This is a genomic window from Dysgonomonas sp. HDW5B, assembly GCF_011299335.1.
Taxonomy (GTDB): domain Bacteria; phylum Bacteroidota; class Bacteroidia; order Bacteroidales; family Dysgonomonadaceae; genus Dysgonomonas_A.
In genome coordinates, this window is record NZ_CP049858.1 from 3,752,592 (window position 1) to 3,778,776 (window position 26,185).

Annotated in this window: 12 protein-coding genes; 6 read left to right on the forward strand and 6 right to left on the reverse strand. The window is 37.7% G+C overall.

From position 1 onward, the window contains the following. Positions 1-10: 10 nt before the first annotated feature. The 3 genes from G7051_RS15430 to G7051_RS15440 all read right to left on the reverse strand — a co-directional run bounded on the left by G7051_RS15430 (position 11) and on the right by G7051_RS15440 (position 9,049). Positions 11-2,212 carry a glycoside hydrolase family 3 C-terminal domain-containing protein gene (locus G7051_RS15430; RefSeq protein WP_166201649.1) on the reverse strand — a complete coding sequence of 734 codons (2,202 nt, stop codon included), beginning with the start codon at positions 2,210-2,212 and terminating at the stop codon, positions 11-13. A gap of 161 nt (positions 2,213-2,373) precedes the next feature. After that, positions 2,374-4,740 carry a glycoside hydrolase N-terminal domain-containing protein gene (locus G7051_RS15435; protein ID WP_166201651.1) on the reverse strand — a complete coding sequence of 789 codons (2,367 nt, stop codon included), beginning with the start codon at positions 4,738-4,740 and terminating at the stop codon, positions 2,374-2,376. Between the two features lie 181 nt (positions 4,741-4,921). Continuing rightward, complete coding sequence (locus G7051_RS15440) at positions 4,922-9,049, reverse strand: two-component regulator propeller domain-containing protein (protein ID WP_166201653.1); 4,128 nt, start codon at positions 9,047-9,049, stop codon at positions 4,922-4,924. A gap of 210 nt (positions 9,050-9,259) precedes the next feature. On the opposite strand from G7051_RS15440, the gene G7051_RS15445 reads away from it, so the two are divergent. From G7051_RS15445 to G7051_RS15470, 6 genes are all read left to right on the forward strand, one after another. Beyond that, a complete protein-coding gene (locus G7051_RS15445; protein WP_166201655.1) occupies positions 9,260-12,088 on the forward strand; it encodes a TIM-barrel domain-containing protein in 2,829 nt (942 codons plus the stop codon). 44 nt (positions 12,089-12,132) lie between these two features. Continuing rightward, positions 12,133-15,312, forward strand: a complete 3,180-nt coding sequence (locus G7051_RS15450; protein WP_166201657.1) for a TonB-dependent receptor — start codon at positions 12,133-12,135, stop codon at positions 15,310-15,312. Between the two features lie 12 nt (positions 15,313-15,324). After that, positions 15,325-16,947 (forward strand): RagB/SusD family nutrient uptake outer membrane protein, encoded by a 1,623-nt coding sequence (locus G7051_RS15455; protein ID WP_166201659.1) that lies wholly within the window; start codon positions 15,325-15,327, stop codon positions 16,945-16,947. Between the two features lie 39 nt (positions 16,948-16,986). Further along, positions 16,987-18,345: a hypothetical protein gene (locus tag G7051_RS15460; RefSeq protein WP_166201661.1), complete on the forward strand. Its 1,359-nt coding sequence runs from the start codon at positions 16,987-16,989 to the stop codon at positions 18,343-18,345. Positions 18,346-18,451: 106 nt separating this feature from the next. Continuing rightward, positions 18,452-19,924: a cellulase family glycosylhydrolase gene (locus G7051_RS15465; protein ID WP_166201663.1), complete on the forward strand. Its 1,473-nt coding sequence runs from the start codon at positions 18,452-18,454 to the stop codon at positions 19,922-19,924. 21 nt (positions 19,925-19,945) lie between these two features. Then, positions 19,946-22,447: a glycoside hydrolase family 2 TIM barrel-domain containing protein gene (locus tag G7051_RS15470; RefSeq protein ID WP_166201665.1), complete on the forward strand. Its 2,502-nt coding sequence runs from the start codon at positions 19,946-19,948 to the stop codon at positions 22,445-22,447. A 94-nt stretch (positions 22,448-22,541) separates the two neighbouring features. Here G7051_RS15470 and fucP read toward each other — a convergent pair whose 3' ends face one another. The 3 genes from fucP to G7051_RS15485 are packed head-to-tail and all read right to left on the reverse strand — an operon-like array spanning position 22,542 to position 26,001. Next, positions 22,542-23,879, reverse strand: a complete 1,338-nt coding sequence (gene fucP, locus G7051_RS15475; RefSeq protein ID WP_166201667.1) for an L-fucose:H+ symporter permease — start codon at positions 23,877-23,879, stop codon at positions 22,542-22,544. 3 nt (positions 23,880-23,882) lie between these two features. Further along, entirely contained in the window at positions 23,883-25,349 is a 1,467-nt protein-coding gene (locus G7051_RS15480; RefSeq protein ID WP_166201669.1) for a rhamnulokinase family protein, read from the reverse strand. A gap of 7 nt (positions 25,350-25,356) precedes the next feature. Next, positions 25,357-26,001 carry a class II aldolase/adducin family protein gene (locus G7051_RS15485; protein ID WP_166201671.1) on the reverse strand — a complete coding sequence of 215 codons (645 nt, stop codon included), beginning with the start codon at positions 25,999-26,001 and terminating at the stop codon, positions 25,357-25,359. Between the last annotated feature and the right edge of the window lie 184 nt (positions 26,002-26,185).

Genomic DNA, 26,185 nt, shown 5'->3' on the forward strand with positions numbered 1-26,185 from the left:
TACACTTGCTTTATTTTATCTTCACTGCTACTGAACTTTTCACATCTGCAGAAGATGCCGCACAATGCAAAGTGAATTGATCTGATTCTACAGTCCAGTTATGTGTCTTATCATCAAAGAAAGCTAAGTCTTTAACAGGAACAGCTAATTCTACTGTTTGAGTTTCTCCTGCTTTTAGGAATACTTTCTTGAATGCTTTCAGTTCTTTTTCTGGACGCTCTACAGATGGTTTTGCTTGAGAAGCATATACCTGTACCGACTCTGCACCATCTACTTTTCCTTTGTTCGTTACTGTAAACGATACTTTTATAGTTTCATCTTTACCGTATTCTTTTTTATCCGTATTGGCTTTTCCATATTCGAATGTAGTATATGAAAGACCATAACCAAAAGGAAATAGAGCAGGTATCTTTTTTGTGTCGTGCCAACGGTAACCTACGAGAATATCTTCTTTATAGATTTGCTTGATACTGTCTCCCGGATAAGAGATCGTACCAAACGATATAGCACCGTTATCTTCCAATTTCTTAGGTATACTGTAAGGCAATTTACCCGATGGATTTATATCACCTGCAATAACATTTGCTGTAGCACTGCCTGCCTCCGAACCCAGATACCACGATTGCATAAGGGCAGGAACTTTATCTAACCAAGGCATCGAAACAGCATTACCGCTGACAAGTATTATACCTAAGTTTTTATTTACTTTTAATAGATCATCAATCAGTTCGTTTTGTCCGAAAGGTAAATCGTAAGTAATTCGGTCTGCACCCTCGCAATCTTGCTGGAAGTTCTTATTCAATCCACCGAAAAATAGAATTACATCTGCCCCTTTAGCTAAGGCTAGAGCTTCTCTTTTTAATGAATCTGCATTGTATGGTGATGGTACAAAGTTATCATATACCGTAGGTCCTGAACCATATCCCATTGTATACGCAACATTATTCTCACCATATTTCGCTTTAAGACCTTCTAGCGGAGATACCTCTTGCTTAACTTTCAATTCCGAAGAACCTCCGCCGACAGTTAACGAGCGGGTAGCATTTTCGCCGATTACAACAATTTTCTTGTATCTGTTCTGACCAATGGGAAAGAAGTTCTTTTCATTTTTCATCAGTACGATACCTTGTTCAGCCACTTTACGTGCTACATCTGCATGTTCTTGAGTTGCAAAACTTCCATAAGGACGATTACGATTCATATTGGTTCTGAAATTCAGACGAAGCACCCTTTTTACTTTCTCATCCAAAGATGATTCGGGAAGTTCTCCTTTTCTTATCATTTCTAAATAAGGCTGAGCCATAAAATAATTGTCATAAGCGAAACTTTCGCCCCATGTTAATCCATTTGTCCAGCTCCCCATTTCTATATCTAAGCCATTCAGAGCCGCTTCTTTGGTATCGTGGGCACTTCCCCAGTCGGTAACAAGTACGCCGTCAAAACCCCACTCACCTTTGAGGATTTTATTGACAAGTCTTTCGTTATGGCTGCAATATTGTCCTCTGAATTTATTGTATGATCCCATAATAGCCCATACTTTTCCCTCTTGCACTCCGGCTTTAAAAGCAGGCAGATATATTTCATATAATGCTCTGTCACTTACTTCTACATCGATATGTCCACGCCAAAGTTCTTGATTATTCAGAGCAAAGTGTTTCATACAGGCAGCAACTCCGTTTTGTTGTACTCCTTGAATAAAAGGAACTACCATTTTGGATGCTAAATAAGGGTCTTCGCCCAGATATTCGAAATTACGTCCATTCATAGGGGTACGGTAGATATTTACACCGGGACCCAGTATAATATCTTTCTTTCTGAAACGGGCTTCTTCTCCTAAAGCATTTCCATATTCAAGTGAAAGCTCCGGGTTAAAGGTTGCAGCAAGGCATGTTAAAGCCGGAAATGCGGTACATGAGTCGTTTGTCCAACCTGCATGATTCCATGTATCCCAATCTATCTCCATACGAACGCCGTGAGGGCCATCACTCATCCATATTTCGGGAATACCTAAACGGCGACATCCGGGAGTACTGAATTTTGATTGTGCATGTATCATGGCAATCTTCTCTTCGAGAGTCATCTTTGACAATGCATCATTTACTCTTGCTTCAATAGGTTTACTTTCATCCAGATATACAGGAACCGATTTGGTTTGTGCCTGAGTCTGCAAAGTAAATAAAGCAAGAAGACTACAGAAAAACAGTTTTTTCATATTCTTTTATTTGATTTTAGATTTAAATAATCAATGATAATTAATATTACATTGCCTTGTAGGGGCAGGGCTTTGCTCTGCCCGAAAACGATAAGATTTGATAGAGGGTAGGGTAGAACCCTACCCCTACAACATACGACAGTAAATTTATCTTGTATTACTTATTTGATTTGTATTGTGATTCGTTCTTTCTTCTTTAATTTGAAATTTAATTTTCCTTCTTGAATAGTATAATCTTTTATCCCATTGATCAGAGGTTCTCCTTCTGGTAGTTTCAACGTGAAAGAGTTGGGGATATCGGACTTTATTTCGATAGAACTAATAGATCCATTCTTCCATGAGAATGTTACTTCTGCTCCACCTCTAACTTTTAGTCCTTTTACAGATCCAGCTTTCCATTCTGTCGGAATAGCAGGTAAAAGTTCGATATAGCCTGCATGACTTTGTAGAAGCATTTCAATAATTCCTGCCGAACCTCCGAAATTGCCATCAATTTGCATTGGTGGATGGGCACTGAACAGGTTAGGGTAGGTGCCTCTTCCCTTTCCGGCGGGTTTGAGAAGATCACCGATTAATTTATAGGCTCTGTTTCCGTCTTTTAGTCTAGCCCAGAAGTTTATTTTCCAAGCCATAGACCAGCCTGTTGATTCATCTCCTCTTCGTTCTAAAGTTGTTTTTGCTGCCTCCATTAATTGTGGAGAGGTTGCGTCGTTTAATTCATATCCAGGATACAATCCGTATAACTGAGATACATGGCGGTGATGTATTTCTACTTCATCGTAATCTTCCAACCATTCCATGATTTGACCATGTTTGCCAATGGAGGTAGGAGCTAATCGTTCTTTCTTTACTTCTATTGTTTCAATCCAATCTTTATCGACATTTAATAGTTTGGCAGCCTCTGATACGTTTGTGAACAGTTCTCTGATAATTTGGTTGTCCATTGTTGATCCTGCACTGATGCTGACAGCTTCTTTTTGGGATGTAAAGTAGCTGTTCTCGGGCGATGTTGTAGGAGCCGTTACCAGATAGCCATTGTTCGGATCTTCAATCAACATATCTTCGAAAAATAGAGCTGCCCCTTTCATGGTTGGATAGACTGATTTTAGGTATTCTAAATCTTGAGTATATAAATAATGTTCCCATAGATGTTGGCACAACCAAGCTCCTGCAGTATTAGTTGCTCCCCACGATGGACTCTCGGATGGAGATGTGAAGCCCCAAATATTGCCCAGAATATGTGTAACCCATCCTCTGCTGTTGTAGTAAATACGAGCTGTTTTCTGCCCCGGTTCAACAAGACTTTTGGTATATTCAATCAAGGGGAGGTGTAATTCCGAAAGGTTGCCGGCCTCGGCACCCCACAGATTCATCTGTAAGTTTATATTCAAATGGTAATCGGCATTCCAAGGAGGTATTATTTGTGGAGCCCACAACCCTTGGAGGTTAGGGGGAAGACCTCCCGTACGAGTCGATGAAATAAGCAAATAACGTCCGTACTGCATATATAGTGCAACCAGATCGTGATCACTTTTATCGGTCGCAAATGCTTCTAATCTTTTATTGATAGGAAGATCTGAGTTTTTGTTTTTGCTCAGAGTTAAATCAACACGATTAAATAATTGTTGGTACTTTGATATATGATTTTTCTTTAGTGTTGAATAATCGGCATCTATTTTTTCTATCAGTTTTGCAGCCTCTTCTTTTTCGTTTTCATTTTCATTGTTATAGTTTGTGGCTAAAGAGACCAATAAAATAACCTCATCTGCATTTTGTATTTGTATATTTTTATTTCCTGTAACTAATGTTCCTCCTTTTGGGATAACTTTTACTTGTCCGAAATATTTCATTCCGTCGTTTTTTACATTATCCGTCATTTGTCCGTAAATAGATAATGTATTGCCTTGAACTGAGACCTCATAATTTTCTTCTCTATTGAGCGAAATTGTCAGATTAAGGGCTTTTGCCTTGCTTGCCGTATACTTGATAACACCGATATCATCCGAAAATGAGGTGAAATATTCCCGGTTGTATACGATGTCTCCTTTGCGAAAGGACGTTGTAGACAGTGCATTGTTTATATCCAAAGTCCTCTTGTAATCGATTATTGAGTCTGATTTATCGGGGTATAGAAAATCAATTTGCAGATTACCGAAGTTCTGAAAACTGCCGTATGCCGAAACATCGGCACTCCCTTTACCTAAGCAAGTAAAGGTTTTATACATCAGGTCTTGTGCTTCTTTATTCTTATTTTCGAAAAGAAGTTTCCTTATTTCACCTAAATGCTTATAGGCTTCGGGATTATCGGCATCTTGCTTATTGCCTGACCATAAGGATATCTCGTTTAATACGATTCGTTCTTTCTCTACACCTCCCCAAGGCATCATTCCTATACGTCCGTTACCAAGAGGAATAGATTCTTCCCAAATGGAGGCAGGGTTTTCAAAGTAATATTGCCAAGTATTCTGTGCAGAGATAGATAAGGTGATACATAGAGATAAGATAATGGAGGACGTTATTTTCTTCATGGTTATAGGTTTCTTGATATAATGTATTCGGCAAAGCCGATAAAAAGGTCTGAGACCTTAACTATACAAAGTTATTGTTTAATTAGTATACTGTCTTCTAAAAGTGTTTCCGTTCAGGGTATTTCATTCATCAATATGGGGGTTATTTGCTTACTAAATAGTACTGATATGTTTCTTAAGGCTAATTTATAAACCTTTTTTTATATTCGTTGGGTGTTACACCGAATTCGTCTTTAAAGTACTTCCGAAAGTATTTGGGGTCGTTAAAACCTACCTGAAATGCTATTTCGTTGACAAACATTTGGCTTTTTTCTAATAGATTGGCTGCACGTTTCAGTCTTATAAAACGAATGAACTCCGATGGTGATTTATCGGTCAATGCCAATATTTTTTTGTAAAAATAGACACGGCTCATAGCCATTTCCCGACATAAATCTTCCACCAGAAAATCGGCATTACTTATATTATCTTCGACAATGGAGATTGCTTTTTTTACAAACTTTTCATCCATTGTCATTATTTCTATTTCGCTCGGATTTACTTCTATTTTCTTCTTGAAGTTATGCTGATTTTTCTTTTGACGTTCTATTATTTTCGAGATTTTCAGTGTCAACATATCTATGTTAAATGGTTTTGATATATAGTCATCTGCCCCGGCTTCTATTCCCGAATATTGGTTTTCTTCGGACGATTTTGCTGTAAGAAGTATTATCGGAATATGAGAAGTTCGGATATCTGCTTTTATAATACGACAGAGTTCGTACCCATCCATCTTGGGCATCATTACATCACATAAAATAATATCAGGCAATTGATCTAATATTATTTGAGATGCTTCTTCTCCATCATTTGCTGTAATTACCCGATATGATTTTATGAATAAGCTTTGGATAAATTCTCTAAAATCTTCATTATCATCTACAATTAATAATAGCGGCAGATTTAAATCTTTGGAGGGGGTAGAAGATTTGTTTTCAATTGGTTCAGGTATTTCAGAAGTCTCAGTACTTCCCGAATAAATAATATCCTGACTTTTAGATTCTTTATAACTCGAGTTGTCTATCGGTATCAACACTGTAAATGTAGAGCCTTTGCCGACAGTACTTTCCACTGAAATTTCGCCGTTGTGCAGTTTTACATATTCACTAACTAAATGTAATCCGACTCCGGTTCCAGTTTGGTTTATCTTTTGAGATTGTTCAATGCGAAAAAAACGATCGAATATTTTTTCTAAATACTTTTCTTCAATACCTATGCCTGTATCGGATACTTTAATGCAAAGTTGTTTTTTTGCATCTTTTTGAACCTCTTCAGTAATACCTATACTTACATCTATATGTCCTTCTTCAGTGTACTTGAAAGCATTGGAAATAAGGTTAATTACGATTTTACTCATTTTCTCGGGATCGAAGCTCATCTGAAGTTCTTTGAGATAAGTTGTAAATGTAAATTTGATGGGTTTGTCGACAGCCAAAGAGGAGAAAGACTGACAGATATCTTTTACTATTGGTATTATGTCGCCTGTAGAGAGGCTCAGATTCATTTTATTTAAGTCTAACTTCCTGAAATCGAGAATTTCATTTACCATGTTGAGAAGGCTTAAAGCATTTTTACGCATAATTGTCAATAATGTTTTTTGCTCTTCTGTATATGGTTCTTTTAAAAGTTTCTCAAGAGGAGTTAGTATAAGCGTTATAGGTGTTTTAAACTCATGGCTGATATTTGTGAAAAATCTGAATTTCAATTCATCAACTTCATGAATTTTATCGGCCTCCATTATCTTTTGTGCCTGTTTAAACTCATGCTTTTGTTTATTTAGCTTATATATGATGAAGAATCTCAAAAATATTATGAGAATAATAAAATAGATGAAAAATGCCCACCATGTAAGCCAGAATGGCGGTTTTACTATAATTTTCATTACTAGTGGTGTATCACTCCAAACCCCGTCGTTGTTACCTGCATATATTATCAACTTGTAAGTACCCGAATTTAGATTTGAATACGATGCTGCTCCAATTCCATTTTTAACCTCTATCCAATCGGTATCTAAGCCTTCCAGCATATATTTGTAGTGATTTTTTTCGGGGTGTATGTAGTTTAGTGCCGAGAAAAGAAGAGTGAAATTAGTCTCTTTGTAGTTCAGGGTAATCTCATTCAGGTAAGTAATTGATTTCGTAATAATAACTCTGCCATTATATTTTTCATTGGGCTTTATGGGTTGATTTGCAATTAGTAATTCAGTAAATCGAGGCTTGGGAATATACTCATTAAAAACAATATTATTGGGGTCAAAACTTATGTATCCGCTTGTACTTCCCACGTATATCATTCCCGTTTTGTCTTTGAATATTGCATTCTGATTGCAAATAGAACTGGGAAGCCCATCTTTTACATCAAAATAAGTAATTGAATAGTTCAAGATGCCATTTGTCAATCCACAATGAATACAAGCTAATCCGTTGCGAGTACCCGCCCAAATATTATTATTGTTGTCCTCTATAAGCGATACAGTCTCGTCGCTGGGAAGCCCTTCTTTAGTTGTAATATATGTGATTTGATTGCTGGAGGGATCATATATATTGAGTCCGTTATCTGTAGCTATCCACGTTAAATTTCTCGAATCTACCAATATATTGTTCGTTAATATGTCCGAAAGAGAATCTTGCTTTGTTTGTTCTTTGAAATATGGTGCTATTTGCTTTGTTTTGCTGTCTATAATATTAATGCCTCTGTCGGTACTCAAAAAAATATTCTTATTTATATCAGTATACACCGAGAGTATGTAATCGGAATGTAGCCGGGGGGTATTTGCGACTGTATGCCTTTCGAATTTAGTCCGCGACGGGTTTAATTTGCTAACTCCTCCTCCTAAAGTGCCAATCCAGAGGTTATTATCTATATCTTCGGCAAGCCCGTATACACTTTTACCTGATATTGAGTTTGAATCAGTCTCATTAATCTGATATCGTGTAAAATTTTTACCATCGAAAGAGTTGAGACCTCCCAGAAAAGTTCCTATCCATAATTTCTTGGAATGATCTTCTAATAGAGACGTAATTATATCAGCAGATATACTTTGGGGATTGTTGGCGTTATAATTGAATGTTTCGATGCTTTGCTTTTCTTCATTGTATTTGATAAGCCCTCTGCCATTTGTACCTATCCAGAGATTGTTGTTATCATCCTTGTATAAACTGTTACAATCAAAAGTATCGGAGTCTTCTTTAAAGTGATAAAATAGAGGTGACTTTTTGAACTTGAACATATTGGGGTGGTAATAAGATACTCCCTTTTTGTATGTACCTATCCATACAATGCCATCGTTGTCACAAAAAATACTAATAATTGAATTCTGGCTTATTGAATTACTGTTGTAAATATTATTACGCAATACCGTAATCTTTTTTTGTTTCTTATCAAACAGGTTTAATCCTCCATGGTCTGTGCCTATCCAGATCAAGCCTTTGTTATCCTGATCCATGCATCTGAAGAAGTTACTCGAAAGAGCTATTTCTGAATCTTTATTCAGGAAAACCCATTTGTTGGCTTTTGTATCGTAGTAAGCACTACCTTTATCGGCAACTCCGGGATAAACCCAGACGTCATTGTCAGCATCTACAAATAACGATTTTTGAATAGTGGAATTTTGCAAGTTATCTTTGAAGAATGTATTACGAATATCTACTAAATTGGTCTTTTTATTGAATCTCTCTATTAAGCCATCTCTATAAAGTGCCCAAATGTATTGGTTAGATACTCTAAAATCAATAATTTCTCCCGGACTAAAAGTTTGCCCTTGCTTCGATTGATTGAATATGACATATTTTCCGGTCTCTATGTTGTACTTGTATATTCCTTTGCCTTTATAATAAATATAGAAATTTTTATTTGCATCTATCTCGACAATCGAAGGAGAGGCTGGCAATCCCATTTTTGAAACTACCGAATCTATATTCTGAATAAAACTCTCTGTCTTAAAGTCGTATACGACATAATTCATTTCTCCGACCTGTAGCCATAATCGACCTTCGCTATCTTCCTGAATATTGGTAATTCTATTGAAGGGAATACTTGTAAGATCGTTTCGGTTATGTTTATATACTTTGAAATTGAGACCATCGTATCGGTTCAAGCCTTGGTTGGTTCCAAACCACATAAATCCACGGCTGTCTTTGAAAATGCATTCCACTTGATTGTTGGACAATCCATAGCTATTATCCAGATGTGAAAAGTCGAATGATTGTGCATAAATAATACTTACTGCACTATTTAGTATGAGTAATAGTAATGAAATAATTGTTCTCATGAAGATTTGGCTAACATTGATTCTTTCTCTAACAAATTTAGATAAATTATGTAATTCCAAAGGTTTTATTACAAATTTAGCCTCACTATAGAAACATATGCACCCCTCCTTTGTTCAGGATCACCTTCTTTTCAGAACATTTAAACAGAACTTTAGTTATAGCATGGTATACATTTGTATTGTTACTAAAATCTAAAAATATAATTGACCATGAAGAAGCATCTATTATTAATAATGGTGTTATTACCTGCTCTGTTCTTTGGTTGTAATGATTCTTATGAGAAAACTCAGGATGGAATTATTGTAAACCTGAAGAATGATTCGACTACTGCAACGAAACACATCCGATTGCAAGTTATTACAGACGATATTATTCGTGTAAGTGCAACCCCAAAGAACAGTTTCTCGGATAGGGAAAGTTTAATCAGTGTTTATGAGAAAACACAGACATCGGGCTGGGAAGTGATCGAGCAAAAAGACGAACTATTATTAAAGACTGCTACAACAATAGCCAAAATATCTCTGAAAACAGGAGAGATAACCTTTACTGATTTAGAGGGAAATATTCTTTTATCAGAAAATAAAGGTGGCGGAAAGTCATTTAAAGACATAGAGGTGGAAGGTAAAAAAGCGTATACTCTACGCCAGATGTTCGAATCGCCCAATGACGAGGCTTTCTATGGACTTGGACAACATCAATCCGATGAATTTAACTACAAGGGAAAAAATGAAGTATTGTTTCAATATAATACTAAAGTATCTGTTCCTTTTATTGTATCCTCCAAAAACTACGGTATTCTGTGGGATAATTATTCCTTAACCAAATTTGGAGATCCCAGAGATTATGAAAATCTGGATCAATTTAAATTGTTCGATAAAAACGGAAAAGAAGGGGGGCTTACTGCTACTTATATGGAAAGTAACGATCCCAAACATATATTTATAGAACGCACTGAAAGTACAATAGATTATGAAAATCTGGAAACGGTAAAGAATTTCCCGAAAGATTTTCCATTCAATAATTCAAGAATTACATGGGAAGGAGAATTCGAAGCTAAAGAATCGGGTATTCACCGATTTATACTGTATTATGCAGGTTATACCAAAGTATATATTGATGATGAGTTAATTGTTCCCGAAAGGTGGCGTACAGCATGGAATCCGAATAGCTACAAATTTGCTGTTGATTTAAAAGCCGGAGAAAAACACAAAATAAAATTAGACTGGAAACCCGATGGCGGTATATCGTATATAAGCCTTAAGGCTTTAGATTCTAAGAATGAGAAAGATCAAAACAAGCTATCTCTTTGGTCGGAAATGGGTGACGAGATCGATTATTATTTCATCAGAGGAAACAATATGGATGAAGTAATAAAAGGGTATCGTACGGTTACAGGAAAATCGCAGATTATGCCTAAATGGGCAATGGGTTTCTGGCAAAGTCGCGAACGCTACAAAACACAGGAAGAATTGCTAAATGCCGTAAAAGAATATCGTAAGAGAGAGATTCCACTTGATAATATTGTTTTAGACTGGTCTTACTGGCCTCAGGATGTATGGGGAAGTCACGATTTTGACTCTGCTCGTTTTCCTGATCCTAAAGGGATGATCGATAGTGTACATACAATGGATGCCCGTATTATGATATCGGTATGGCCTAAATTTTATTATACAACCGACAATTATAAAGCTTTTGATAAAAAAGGCTGGATGTATAACCGTGCCGTTAAAGACAGTATCAGAGACTGGATAGGGAAGGGTTATATAGCCGGATTTTACGATGCTTACAGCGAGGGTGCCCGTAAATTGTTCTGGGATCAGATGAACGAAAAGCTTTATTCGAAAGGTATCGATGCTTGGTGGATGGATGCTTCTGAACCCGATATTTTATCGAATGCAAGTATGAAATACCGCAAGGAGTTGAGTACACCTACGGCTTTAGGTTCATCAACGGAGTATTTTAATGCATATGCTTTGGTGAATGCCATGGCTATTTATAACGGACAACGTTCGGTTAATCCAGATAATCGTGTATTTCTTTTGACCCGTTCGGGATTTGCAGGCTTACAACGTTATTCGACAGCAACTTGGAGTGGCGATATTGGTACTCGTTGGGAAGATATGAAAGCACAGATTTCTGCAGGACTTAATTTTGCTATGTCGGGTATTCCTTACTGGACTATGGATATCGGTGGATTTTGTGTTGAGAAACGTTACGAGCAAGCCAAAGAAGGTTCGGAGGATTTAAACGAATGGCGTGAGTTGAATACACGTTGGTTTCAGTTTGGAGCATTTTGTCCGTTGTTCCGCAGTCACGGACAATATCCATATCGCGAGATTTATAACATTGCTCCCGAAAATCATCTGGCATACAAAAGCATGGTATATTATGATAAGCTTCGTTACCGTTTGATGCCTTACATATATTCTCTTGCCGGAATGACGCACTTCGATGATTATACGATTATGCGTGCTCTGATAATGGATTTTGGTACAGATTCGAAAACTTACAATATCGACGATCAGTATATGTTTGGACCCGACCTGATGGTATGCCCCGTATATACTTACAAAACGACTTCACGTAATGTCTACTTTCCTGAAAATAGCAATTGGTATGATTTTGAAACAGGCAGATATATAACAGGAGGTAAAACAGAGAAGGTTTCTGCTCCGTACGAACGTATTCCGTTGTTTGTCCGAGAAGGGGCTATTCTTCCCTTCGGTAAGGATATTCAGAATACAAAGCAATCTCAGGCAGATAATATTAAATTGAAAATATACTCAGGTAAAGACGGTGAATTTACAATTTATGAAGATGAAGGTGTAAACTATAATTATGAAAAGGGACAATTTGCTAAAATCAAAATTAACTATGACGAGAAAACCAAAACCGTAACTATTGCAGACATTCAGGGCAGTTACGCCGAAATGCCTGCGACCCGAACTTTCGAAATCGAATTAATAACTAAAGACAATAAAAATCAAACTCCTAAAATCGTAGAATACTCAGGTAAGAAGTTATCTGTAACCATGTAAAGTTAGTAATGAAAAAACATTAATTTCTTAAAATTTTAATAACCATGAATAAGCAATTAAAACGATTAATTAACCAATCCTCTAACATAGGCCTGTTAAGGTTATGTTTGACGATTATACTAAGCTTTGGATTGTTAGCTGGTCTGCATGCTCAGAATACGCAGGAAGTTTCGGGGGTTGTTTCCAGTAAAGGAGAAGCCCTGGTGGGAGCTTCGGTCGTTGAAAGAGGAACTACCAACGGAACAATTACCGATCTGGATGGTAAGTTTACAATAAGGGTTGGCAATAATGCTTCTTTGGTAGTAACTTATCTGGGATATACTACTAAAACAGTAGCAGTAGGTAATCAAAAGCAGATAAATATAGAATTGGAAGAAGATAACAATGTACTTGATGAAGTCGTTGCAATCGGATACGGTATCCAAAAGAAAAAACTGAATACCGGTGCTACAGTTCAGGTCAAAGGTGATGACTTGATGAAGTTGAATACCACAAATGCACTTCAGGCTTTGCAAGGACAAACTCCGGGAGTACAGATATCATCTACTTCGGGACAACCGGGTGCCGATCTCAAAGTAACCATTCGTGGTTTAGGTACCGTAGGCAACGCTAAGCCTCTTTATATCATAGATGGTATTGAAGGTGATATTACAGTGCTCAATCCTGCCGATATCCAATCGATAGATGTACTTAAAGATGCTGCATCGGCAGCAATTTTCGGAGCACAGGCTGCTAACGGGGTAGTGCTGGTAACCACCAAGCAGGGAGTGAAAGGCAAAGGACAGGTGTCGTTTGATGCTTTTTACGGTATGCAGAATGTACCTCGTAAAACTAAAATGTTGAATGCCGAATCGTATAAAGTGATAATGAACGAGCAGGCAATTAATTCGGGATCTTCACAATACGATTTTGGTGCTATGGGGGAACTTGCCAATACTGATTGGATCAGCCAGATGTTCAAAGACAATGCAAAGATCGAAAATTATGCATTGATGGTAAACGGAGGTTCCGAAACATCGGTTTACTCTCTCGGCTTGAATTATACTTCGCAGGAAGGTATTGTTGGTGGAAGTAAAGTGTCTAATTACGAACGCTATGGCTTTCGTATCAATACAGAACATAAACTATATAACAATGTATTGAAGATTGGTCAACATCTGAACTTTAATTATATAAAAAACAGAGGTGTAAATGTAGGAAACCAGTACAACAATACATTGAGAGGAGCCTTTGCTACTTCGCCGTTATCTCCCGTATTCAGCGATAATAATATATACGACAGTCCGTTTAATGATACCAGCAATTCTCTTTGGTACAAAGGAGACGGTAATCCTTACGGTTGGATGATGACCAACAGTAATAATAGTAATGACGGTCAGAAACTAATGGCTGATGTATATGCCGAACTCGAACCTATAAAGAACCTGAAAATCAGATCTGTTTTCGGTATCAATTATTATGCATCGGAATATAGAAGCTTTACACCCTTGTATCAGTTTTCAATTTACTCATACAATAACGACCATTCGACAGTAAATCAGAACATGAGTAAAGGACATACACTGACCTCGATGAATACAGCAGGTTATGATTTTACTATCGATGAAAACCATGCTTTCAATGCTTTAGTCGGTATGGAAGCTGTTCGTTATCAAGGTACTTATTTATCGGGATCAAACTGGAATCTACTATCTCAGTTCAATGATTTTTCGCATGCTTATTTAGATAATACTACCGGACAGGCACATCTGGATGATGACGGGAATGTAGTGGAAACCAAAACCGTAGGTGGTAAACCCGAAAATGTATATAGCCGCTTATCGTATTTTACTCGTTTAGGATATAACTATGCCGAAAAGTATATGTTTAATGCTACACTTCGTGCCGATGGGTCATCGAAATTTGCAAAAGGAAACCGTTGGGGATATTTCCCTTCCTTTTCTGCAGGATGGCTTATCTCGAATGAACCTTTTATGGAAAATATAACCAAGAATTCGATACTTGATATGTTGAAATTCAGGGTGAGCTGGGGACAAGTAGGTAACCAGAATATTGACGACTTCCAATATTCGTCTCCTATCAATACATCAACAGGATATAGTAGCAGTAATCCGGCAGCATTTTATGTATTCGGTACAAGTAAATCGAATGTTCCGGGGGCTTATCCAAGCCGGTTATCTAATAAAGAGCTTACTTGGGAAACTTCGGAACAAACCAACATTGGTTTAGATGCACGCTTCTTGAAAGGTCGATTGGGAGTAACTACCGATTTTTATGTGAAAACAACTAAAGATTGGTTGGTTGTAGCTCCTATTTTGGCAACAGCCGGAGCAAATGCACCTTATATCAATGGTGGAGATGTTAAAAATACAGGATTTGAGTTAGCCTTTGTATGGAATGACAATGTTGGTAAATTTAATTACCATGCTGCATTAAATGGTGCTTATAATAAAAATAGAGTAGGAAATATTCCGACCGAAGATGGTATTATACACGGTGCTGTAAATATGCTTTATGACAATTCTGAAGAATTTTATCGTGCCGAAAATGGTCATGCAATAGGATATTTCTGGGGATACAAAACAGCAGGTCTTTTTCAGAACGAACGAGAAATTGCTGAATGGAAAGCTGCCGGTAACGGAATTCTTCAAACCGACGTAAAACCGGGAGATGTTAGATATTTGGATATCAACAAAGACGGTAAGATAGATGCAAAAGATAAAACCGATTTAGGTAACGGTATGCCCGAATTATCTTTTGGTTTTAACTTAGGTTTTGACTATAAGGGATTTGACTTTACAGTTAATGCCAATGGGGTATTAGGTAATAAAATTGTTCAATCGTATCGTAACCATGCCAATAAGCAGGCAAATTATACTACCGCCATACTGAATAGATGGACAGGCGAGGGTACTTCGAACAGAATACCTCGTGTAACAGAAACGAATGTGAACTGGCAATTTTCGGATTTATACATACAAGATGGCGATTTTCTGAGAATTAACGATATCATCTTGGGATACGACTTGTCATCACTTATCAAATGGAAATACATCAGTCAGTTGCGAGTATATGCCTCTGTTCAAAATGCGATCACTTTTACCAAATACGATGGTATGGATCCCGAAATAGGTTATGGAACAAGCGATTGGGTGTCGGGTATCGATTTAGGATATTATCCTCGTCCGAGAACTTACTTGTTTGGTGTAAACGTTAAATTCTAAAAAATTAAAACTATGAATAAGTTTAAACTTAATATAATAGCGGCGATTGTAATAGGTATGGGATTACTATCGTCTTGTGCAGACAGTTTTTTAGATAGCGAATCTAAAACGACTGTTACAGATGGAAATTTTTATAGAACCGTTGCCGATGCCGAAATGGCTTTAATCGGATGTTATGATGGGTTTCAGCGTACATCTGCGAATGGAAATCTTGCATTTTATGTAGCATCGGAGATACTTTCAGATAATTGCTTTGGTGGAACAGGGAATACTGATGCCCGTGCCTATCAGGCATTGGATAGGTTTGATATCTCTCAATCTCCTTCTGATAATAACTTGTTTAATGGAACATGGAGCGATTATTATGCCGGGATTTTTCGTTGCAATACGCTTTTGCAAAAACTCGATGGTATTAGTTGGGGAAACAATACAACTGCACGTAAGAGAATCGAGGGGGAAACTCGTTTTCTTAGAGCGATTATGTATTTCGATTTAGTTCGTCTTTTCGAAAGAGTACCTCTGTTAACAGAGCCTACAACTGCCAATATACCCCAATCGGAACCGGCGGAAATTTATAAATTAATAGCCGGTGATCTTAAGTTTGCAGCCGAAAATATTCCATCGGATGCTTATCCTAAAGCTAAGGCCAGTGAGAATGACGGACGGGTAACTACCTATGCAGCCAAATCGATGTTGGCACGCGTCTATTTATTTTATACAGGATATTATAAAGCCGATGACCTGGGAGTTTCACAATCCGAAATATTAGCCGGTCTCGAAGATGTTATAAACAGTAATGAGTACGATTTGGTTTCTACCTATAAATCTTTATGGCCTGCAGCAAGCTATATTCCTAATAAAAAAGATAATACACTGGATAGATCGGGCTATGCAGGAATGGGAAACATAGAAACCGTATTTACTCAAAAATTTAATAATACCAGCGATTATAACGGGAATATCGATGGCAACCGTTGGCTGGTAATGTTGGGAATGCGTAATACCAACTGGTCACCATACGGAAAAGGGTGGGGAGCTTGTTCGGTAAATCCCAAGTTGGTAAATGCGTATTCGGATGCCGATCAACGTAAAACAGCTTCTGTGATCGACATCGTAGGCGAAGGTATTGCCAAAACATTCGATATGAAAGACACACGCGAATACACAGGGTATTCGAATAAAAAATACACTCCGATAGCTTTACCCGATGGAACTTCGGATACAGGAGGCTCTAATGATTTTCAGATATCACAAGATCAGGATTTTATTGTAATCAGGTATGCGGATGTATTGCTGATGGCTGCCGAATTGGGTTCTCCCAAAGCTCAGTCTTATTACGATAAGGTACGTAAACGTGCCGGATTGACAGCTAAAACGGTTTCGCAAGCCAATATAATCGAAGAACGCCGGTTGGAGTTTGCTTTCGAAGGAATCAGGTATTGGGATTTACTACGTCAGGGATTAGATGTTGCAGCGTCAACAATTGCACAGACTCAGAAAGTAAAAAGTGGTGCAGTAGATGATGAAGTGGTTATTACTGCCGAGAACATCAAAAAGACAAGAGGCTTTATGCAGATACCAAATACTCAGATCACTTTATCGAATGGTGTTTTGATTCAAAATTCCGGATGGTAATAATCAATATTTTTTAGTGTTACTTAATTTTGAAACGTTATGAAAAATATATATACATTGATATTCGCTGCTTTAAGCGTAATATTATTAGCCACATCGTGTTCTCCCGATGAACCCCAGCTAGGAGGCACTATATCGAAAGATCAGTTGAAGTTTAGCATTACGCAAAACCCCGATGATCCGAATATGGTTATTCTGGAGAGTTTAACCCCTAATGCTACTCCTTATTGGACAACGCCTTTAGGACGTTCGACCCGTGTAAAAGATACTGTAAGAATTGCTTTTCCCGGTACCTATACATTTACTTACGGAGTACTTTCAGAGGGAGGAACTACTGATGCCGATCCTTTTGTTCTGACTCTTACTACTTCTAACCTGAGTTATGTGGACGATCCTCTATGGACTAATCTGACAGGTGGTGTGGGTAACGAAAAAGTATGGCGATTAGACTATGGAGCTTACGGACTTAATAGCGGACCTCTAACTTACTGTGCTCCATTAACCACATGGACGCAGTGGCAAGCAGGAACAGCCGAAATAGGGTGGGCTCCTTCGTGGAATGATAACCAATGGATTATTGAAGAAGCCGATAAAAACAGCCGTATGACATTTAGCCTGAAGGGGGGAGCTTATATGAAAACTCATAAGGTAACAGAAGGTGTTGATGAGTCGGGCACATTCTTTCTGGATGTAAACAATCATACGCTTACTACTACGGATGCAACTATTCTCCGTTCGAAAAACTTCATAGCCAATGCAACAAACTGGAACAAAGATTTGGTTGTGCTTTCTTTGACCGAAAACCAATTGATGGTTGGTGTTCGCAGGACTAATTCGGAAGGTGATTATTTGTATGTCTGGAATTTTGTATCGGATACATATGCCGAAAATTATGTTCCTGAAGAAACCGAAGATCCGAATTTTAATTTTGGTGATCAAACCGAAATATTGGCAGTCAACACATCTAAAACATGGGTGCTGGATACCCAAGTACCTTTCAATTGGGCTGATTTGAATGGTAAGCTCCTGAACGATTGGAATAGCAGGGCAGATATTATTGCTGCCGCTTGGACAGGTTATGATGATTCTTCGGTTGCAAATATTGATGGTTGTTCTATTACTTTTGCTAAAGATGGAAAGGTAACTGTAAGGCAAGATAATGGAACCGAAACTCACGGAACTTATACAAATACTCAATCCACCAATACAATTACATTTAAAGATGTAACACCTACTTTCGTTATTGCAGGTTGGATAAGTGTTGCTACAACAGAAGAAAACCAATGGAAAATAGTAAAGGTTGAATCGGATGTTGCAGGTAGCGTTACAGGTATTTGGTTCGGTAAAAGAGATCCCGCGAAAGCTGAATATATGGTATTCCATTTTCTAAGTAAGTGATATAACCATGAGATAATTACTTCCGAATAATAAATTAAATATGGCTGCCTTATATCAACCAGAGTGACTATCGGAGGCAGCCATATTTAATAAATAACACTTATATATGAAAATATTCAGATTTTTTATACCCATTATAATGGTATTTTCTTTTTTACAAAGTTGCAGTGGATCAGACGATAATATAACCTCGGAAGATATAGTACCTGTTTTGTCGGTTAGTTCTGCCACTGTGGCTTTTGATGCTGTGGAGAGTACCAATACTATCGAAATTGCCAGCAATACGATCTGGAAAATTAACTATACATCTAATTGGTGCAGACCATCTATACAAACTACTAAAGGCAATGCTAAAGTTATTATAACGGCAGATGCTAATGATACAAACGAAGACCGCAGTAGTACTTTTTCGGTATCTGCTGAGGGACTTAGCGATGTTATTATTACAATTTCTCAAAAGGCAAAAGATGTCGTTGTTGTTAAACCCGATTATATTGATCCCGATAAAACAGGCATGACCAGTGATGCTTTGACATTAGCCGGTAAGATGAAATTAGGTTGGAATCTAGGAAATACAATGGAAGCATGTGATGCTACAAGTGCTGGAGAAACAATGTGGGGTAATCCGATGACATCTAAAAAACTGATTGATGCTGTGAAAGCTGCCGGTTTTAATGTCGTTCGTATTCCTTGTGCATGGAGTGGTTATATTGAGGATGCGGCGACTTATAAAATAAAAGAATCGTGGTTGGCAAGAGTAAAAGAGGTTGTTGATTATTGTGTTGATAATGATATGTATGTTATTCTTAATATTCATTGGGATGGCGGATGGTTAGAAAATAATCCTACATACGATAAGCAAGAGGCAGTCAATATAAAGCAAAAAGCTTTATGGAAACAAATTTCAATTTATTTCCGTGATTATGATGAGCATTTATTATTTGCAGGCACAAACGAAGTGCATAAGGATTATAATACTCCATCAACCGAAAATCTGACTGTTCAGATGTCATACAATCAAACTTTTGTTGATGCAATTCGTGCTACAGGAGGACGCAATACATGGCGTAATCTTATCGTACAGGCTTATAATACAAACATAGACTATGCTGTAAGTTATCTGAAAATGCCTACGGATGGTACAAGTAAACGATTAATGTCGGAAGTTCATTTCTATGATCCATACGATTTTGCATTACAGGAAGACGGAGCATATAAAACTCAGTGGGGAAAACCTTTTGTAGGAGGAGATGTATCTGCATGGGGACAAGAAACCTGGGTGGACGAAGCTTTTGGTAAAATGAAAACAAATTTTGTTGATAAAGGTATTCCGGTAGTTTTAGGAGAGTATGGAGCTATTTTGAGGACATCGTTGTCAACCGATTTACAGGCTAAACATATCGAAGCTCGTAATTACTATCTGAACTATGTAACTAAGGCTGCAAAAAATAACGGTTTGATTCCTGTTTATTGGGATAACGGAAATACAGGAGATAAAGGCTTTGCTTTATTTAACAGGAGTACTGCAGTGCAGGTGCATCCAGATGCTTTAAATGCCTTAGTGAGTGCTGTTAAGTAATACAATTATAAAGAATTAGATATGAAAGTATTCTGTGGGCTTATTTTGATTTTTACTTTATTGTCTTGTTCAACTCCCGAAAAGATACGGGATAGAGCAGACTTTACCGAGAATTGGAAATTTTATCTCGGAGATGATGCTTTGGCTAGTCAATCTGAATACGATGATTCTCAATGGAGAGTATTGAACCTTCCGCACGATTGGAGTATCGAATCCGATTTTTCGTTATCAAATCCCGCTACACCCGGCGGAGGAGCACTTCCCGGTGGAATCGGATGGTATCGTAAGGAATTTACATTAGATAAATCGTCACAGGGAAAGACCGTTTATATCGATTTTGATGGTATATATTGGAATAGTACAGTTTGGGTCAACGGTCACTTATTAGGAGAGCGTCCCAATGGATATATATCTTTCAGATATGATCTTACGCCATATTTGAAGTTTGGTGAAAAGAATACGATTGCCGTAAGAGTCGATAATTCTCAGCAACCCAATTCGCGTTGGTATTCAGGTTCGGGTATATATCGCAATGTTTGGTTGGTAACAGTAGATCCTGTTCATGTCGATTATAACGGTACGTATGTAACTACACCTGTAGCTTCTAAAGATTCGGCAGAGATAAAGATTGTCACAAATATTCGTAATGTAACTGATACATCTCAGGCAATAGAGCTTTATTCTATTTTAGTGGATGCCGACGGAAGAGAGATTCTTCAAGTAAAGGCTCCAGTAAATATTGCGGCTTCGCAGGTCGGAATTACTGAACAAGTTTTGAAGCTGCAACAGACTCATTTATGGTCGGTCGATGATCCATATATGTATAAAGTAATTACCCGAATTACTCAGGATGGTAAAACAATAGACACTTATGAAACACCTATTGGGATACGCTTTTTTTCTTTCGATAAAGATAAAGGATTTTCTCTTAACGGCGAATCAGTAAAGATAAAGGGTGTATGTAATCATCACGATTTGGGGTGTCTGGGATCAGCCGTAAACACAAGAGGAATAGAACGGCAATTGGAAATTCTGAAAGCAATGGGTTGTAACGGTATACGAACTTCTCATAATCCGCCTGCCCCTGAGTTACTCGATTTGTGTGACAAAATGGGTTTCATAGTAATGGATGAGGCTTTTGATATGTGGAGAAAAAAGAAATCACCGTATGACTATTCTCAATATTTCCCCGAATGGCATGAGCGTGATTTAACAGATCTGATTCTTAGAGACCGTAACCACCCTTCGATATTCATGTGGAGTATTGGAAACGAAATTTTGGAACAATGGTCGCATATAGATGCTGATACTTTGGATTTACAACAGGCAAATATGGTTTTAAATTTTGCCAACACGTTGGATAAGAAAACAATTCCATCAAAAGATTTACATGTAAATTCTCTTTTAGCTTTAAAGTTAGCTGATATTGTAAAAGAGCTCGACCCAACCCGACCTGTTACATCGGGTAATAATGAGACAGAGCCTAGTAATCATATCTTTCGTTCGGAGGCTATGGAAATTATCGGATTTAATTATCATGAGAACAATTGGGTAAATTTCCACGAAAAGTTTCCCGATCAAAAGCTTATCATAACCGAGTCAACTTCGGCACTCATGTCCCGCGGATATTACATAATGCCCTCGGATAGTATGAATATCTGGCCCGAACGTTGGGATAAACCATTTGACCGACCTGTACATCAATGCTCATCGTATGATAACAGCCATGTGCCTTGGGGTACAACTCACGAAGATACTTGGAGAATGGTAAAAAAATACGATCATATTTCGGGAGTATATATCTGGACTGGATTTGATTATCTGGGTGAACCAACCCCGTTTTGGTGGCCATCACGCAGTTCGTATTTCGGTATTATCGATTTAGCCGGTTTTCCAAAAGATGTGTATTATATGTACCAAAGTGAGTGGACCGACAAAGATGTATTGCACCTCTTTCCTCATTGGAATTGGGAAGAGGGACAACTCGTTGATGTTTGGGCATACTACAATAATGCCGATGAAGTAGAGCTTTACCTCAATGGGCAATCGTTAGGCAAAAGGACTAAAAAGGATGATGAATTTCATGTATGCTGGCGGGTTCCGTTTAATAAAGGGACTTTAAAGGCTGTATCTCGCAAAAACGGAAAAGAAGTTTTATCAAGAGAAATAAAAACGGCAGGCAAACCCGTTTCTATTCGTTTAACAGCTGACAGAAATAGAATAGCAGCCGATGGAAAAGATTTATCTTTTATAACTGCTGAAGTTGTCGATGCTGAGGGGATAGTTGTTCCTACAGCCGATAATTTAATGAAGTTTTCGCTTGAAGGTAATGGTGTTATTGTTGGTACTGATAATGGAGACCCCACAGATTCTTTATCATTAAAAAAGCCCGAAAGAAGGCTCTTTAGTGGCAAAGCGGTAGCTGTGGTTCAGTCTACTAAAAAGGGAGGAAAGATTGTATTGAAAGCAAGTTCCGATAATCTAGAAAGTAGTTTTATTGAAATTAGTTCCGAAAGAAAATAATCAAAGAAAAGAGCTTGCTATGAATGAAGAGAGGATATCTGTAAGGGATATCCTCTCTTTTTATGAAAAAATGCTTTCGGTTTTATAACTGTAATTATTGTTTTACCGAACTTCCGAAAAATCCAAAGAAAGATATGTAAAGAAAACAAACTAAAGGAACAATAAAACCAATGCTCATATTTGTTTCTCCTATCAGTCCCATTAATGTGGGAGCAATAGCTCCTCCTACTACCGTAAATACTAAGATCGAAGAAGCGGTCTTCGTTTTTTCGCCCAAGTGTTTTAATCCTAATGCAAAAATAGAAGGGAACATGATCGACATAAACAAATAGCTGGTGATTAAAGCAATGAGACCAAAACGTGTATGACTCGTCATGGTAACAATCATAAGTAATGTATTAATAAGAGCAAAACTACCTAACAGTATTTCTGGTTTTATTTTCTGCATGATCATACTGCCCGAAAATCTGCCTATTGCAAATAATGTCATACCTCCAAGACCTAATAAAAGTCCGGCTTGCATTTCATTTAATTGCAAAGCTTGTATTTCGATAGTATAGTTGATAAAGAAACTGCCAATACCTGTTTGAGCTGCAACGTATAAAAACTGAGCTATAACAGCTAATACGAAGTGACGTTGGCGTATCAATGGTCTGTTCGAAATCCGCTCATTATTGAGGTTTGCAGTTGCATCGCCCGAACCTTTTTCAGGTTTAATCTCAGGAAGTTTTACAAATATAAATAGTAGCAAAACCAACAATACAATTGTGCCTAACCCCACATAAGGGGCTACTAAAGCTGAATTATCGGTCATACTTTCGTTTACAGATGCTGTAATATTCTGAACCTGTTCTGTAGCTCCCAGAAACACTTTTTTTATAGCCTCAATAAATAATTCGAAAATAGATTTTTCGGACTCATTGTTAAAGATGAGTATTGATCCGACAAGAGGTCCTAAAATCCAACCGATAGCATTAAAGGTTTGAGCCAGATTTATTCGACTTGCTGCCTTTTCGGGTGATCCCAATACAATGGTATAGGGATTGGCTACTGTTTCGAGGCATGTAAGACCGCAAAAGAGGATTAGCAGACCTATGAGAAAAGCCCAAAAGGTATTAATACCTACTGCGGGTACAAACCAGAATGCCCCTGCTGCAAAGAGAGTGAGTCCAACTATAATTCCAGCTTTATAACCAAATTTACGCGCTATAATTCCGGCAGGGATTGCCATTACGAAATAAGCACCATAGGCGGCTGCCTGTACAGCTCCCGATTGTGCTTTGGTAAGGGACAAAGAGTCCTGAAAATGTTTATTTAAAACATCTAGTAAGCTGTGTGCAAATCCCCATAAGAAAAACAGACTGGTGATTAGGATAAATGGAAATAAATAATTTACTCCATTCTCTCCTGTAAACATCGAGTTCTTTTTCATATTTTATACAAATAAGTGTTTTACATTTTCCGCAACTTCTAACCATCTTTGGTTATCTTTGGGATAGTACGATTTAAGGATAAAGCTATTCTTTATAATTTCATGCCCTTCGTGCCAGTTTTCTACAGTTTTATCAGCAATAGCTTGCTGCATAATGTTACCAATAGCAGTTGACTCAGTCATTCCCGTTGAAACTACAACATTCAAAGCATCCGATGTATATTGGTTTAGTAAATCATTTTGACTACCTCCTCCCACAACATATAATTGTTCGATATTCCTGCCCGAGCATTCGTTCAGCTTTTTCACTACGAAATGATACTTCAATGCCAAGGACTCTATAACACACCTCACAAATTCTCCTTTATTTGAGGGGACTGTCTGATTATTATCAGCACAGTAAGTTTCTATTGCTGTGCTCATAGATGATGGATTCGTAAATATCGCATCGTCAGGATTTACGATACTTTGCAGTGCTTTTGCCTGAATAGCTTCCGATAGTAAATATTCATATGAGTATTTCTTTTCGTCTTTTTTCTCCCATTCGGCAATTAACTGCTGTAAAAGCCAAAGACCAGTGATATTCCTCATAAAGAGGATTTTGCCGTTTACTCCACCTTCGTTGGTAAAATCGTTGTACATAGCTTCGGCGGTGAGAACAGGTTCATCTGTAAGCAAGCCTAACAAAGACCATGTACCCGAACTTAGAAACGCCCAATTATCGCCGTCTGCCGGAATAGCTCCTATTGCACTGGCTGTATCATGAGAACCAACAGAAAATATTTTTGCATTTATGGCTCCTGTTTCTTCTGCTATTGCTTTGGATAGATTACCAATAATTTCTCCCGGTTGAATAATCTTTTCCATGACAGAATATGGCAACTCCAGTTGACGAAATGTATATTCGTCCCATTGTCGTGTTTTTGCATTTAATAATTGAGAAGTAGAAGCTATTGTATATTCATTCGCTGCCACTCCTGTCAGGAAATAATTTATAAGATCGGGGGTGAAAAGTAATTTATCGGCAGAGCATAACGATGGATCGTTTTTAGAATAAAGGCTGTATAATTGAAAAAGAGTATTTATTTCCATCTGCTGAATACCTGTACTTTCGTATAGATATTCTTTTGAGATATTTTGCATAACCTCTTTTGCCATACCCGAGGTACGGCTGTCACGGTAGGTAACAGGATTGGAAATAAGATGCCCTGATTTATCTATAAGACCAAAATCGACTCCCCATGTATCAACGGCTATACCTTTGAGATTATATCCTTTTTTTACGGCAAGAAATATACCTTGTTTTATATTTTCAAATAAAGACAAAAAATTCCAATACAGAGTATCTCCCAACCGTACAGGTTTATTCTCGAATCGGTGAACTTCATCCAAGCAAATTCTGCCGTCAACAATAGTACCAACGATGGCACGTCCACTGCCTGCACCTAAATCTAAAGCCAGATATGCCATAAGTGCTTTATTTAGATGTTTTGCCTAAGATATATTTATCAAGATCGTCTATTTCTTGTTCCGTAAGAGTTAAATAGTTACCGGCACCTGCATTAACAATTATCTGACAAGCCAATTCTATAAATACTGCTTTTTGGAAAGCGTCATCAAAATCTTTACCGCAAACAACTTGTCCGTGCTTGCTAAGTATGGCTGTGTCGTGATTTGCGAGTGCTTCCGTTACTGCTTTTGCCAGTTCGGGAGATCCCGGTCTGTGATAATCTACAACCGAAATTTCGCGACCGCAATAACATGGTACTTCGGCAATAACATTAAAGTTGGCCGGTTTATCTTTCATACATGAAACTACTGTAGCATATTGTGACTGAAAGTGTAGAACAACATTAACATCCTTTCGGTTGCGTAACACTCCTAAATGGAATGAACTTTCCATAGATGGTTTAACTCCTTGTATAGGCATTCCGTCGGAAATACGACATGCTGCAATTTTGTTTTCGGTCAAACGAGGTAACCAGGAGCCTGTTCCTGAAACCAATGCTATATCGTCTTCTACTCTCCAGGATATATTTCCACTGCTGCAAAGTTGTAAGCGTTCTTTTCCCACTCGTTGAGCTTGTGCAACAAATTCCGCAAAATGTTTATCTGTAATCATGGTATATTTTAATGTATTTATGTTCGGTTAACAGCTGTCGTTCGGGTTTGCAATAGGGGGCACTGTATAATAAGAAGTAATTTAACGTATGCTGAATTACACCTTATACAACTATCTATTGTTCCTTTTATATAACTCCTTATATTCTTTGCGAATAGATGAAATCTCGCAGCTGTTGATCCGT

What these genes read in the sequence shown, in the direction of transcription:
- G7051_RS15430 (WP_166201649.1), bottom strand. Translation starts at nt 2,212, where the DNA reads ATGAAAAAACTGTTTTTCTGTAGTCTTCTTGCTTTATTTACTTTGCAG.
- G7051_RS15435 (WP_166201651.1), bottom strand. Translation starts at nt 4,740, where the DNA reads ATGAAGAAAATAACGTCCTCCATTATCTTATCTCTATGTATCACCTTA.
- G7051_RS15440 (WP_166201653.1), bottom strand. Translation starts at nt 9,049, where the DNA reads ATGAGAACAATTATTTCATTACTATTACTCATACTAAATAGTGCAGTA.
- G7051_RS15445 (WP_166201655.1), top strand. Translation starts at nt 9,260, where the DNA reads ATGAAGAAGCATCTATTATTAATAATGGTGTTATTACCTGCTCTGTTC.
- G7051_RS15450 (WP_166201657.1), top strand. Translation starts at nt 12,133, where the DNA reads ATGAATAAGCAATTAAAACGATTAATTAACCAATCCTCTAACATAGGC.
- G7051_RS15455 (WP_166201659.1), top strand. Translation starts at nt 15,325, where the DNA reads ATGAATAAGTTTAAACTTAATATAATAGCGGCGATTGTAATAGGTATG.
- G7051_RS15460 (WP_166201661.1), top strand. Translation starts at nt 16,987, where the DNA reads ATGAAAAATATATATACATTGATATTCGCTGCTTTAAGCGTAATATTA.
- G7051_RS15465 (WP_166201663.1), top strand. Translation starts at nt 18,452, where the DNA reads ATGAAAATATTCAGATTTTTTATACCCATTATAATGGTATTTTCTTTT.
- G7051_RS15470 (WP_166201665.1), top strand. Translation starts at nt 19,946, where the DNA reads ATGAAAGTATTCTGTGGGCTTATTTTGATTTTTACTTTATTGTCTTGT.
- fucP (WP_166201667.1), bottom strand. Translation starts at nt 23,879, where the DNA reads ATGAAAAAGAACTCGATGTTTACAGGAGAGAATGGAGTAAATTATTTA.
- G7051_RS15480 (WP_166201669.1), bottom strand. Translation starts at nt 25,349, where the DNA reads ATGGCATATCTGGCTTTAGATTTAGGTGCAGGCAGTGGACGTGCCATC.
- G7051_RS15485 (WP_166201671.1), bottom strand. Translation starts at nt 26,001, where the DNA reads ATGATTACAGATAAACATTTTGCGGAATTTGTTGCACAAGCTCAACGA.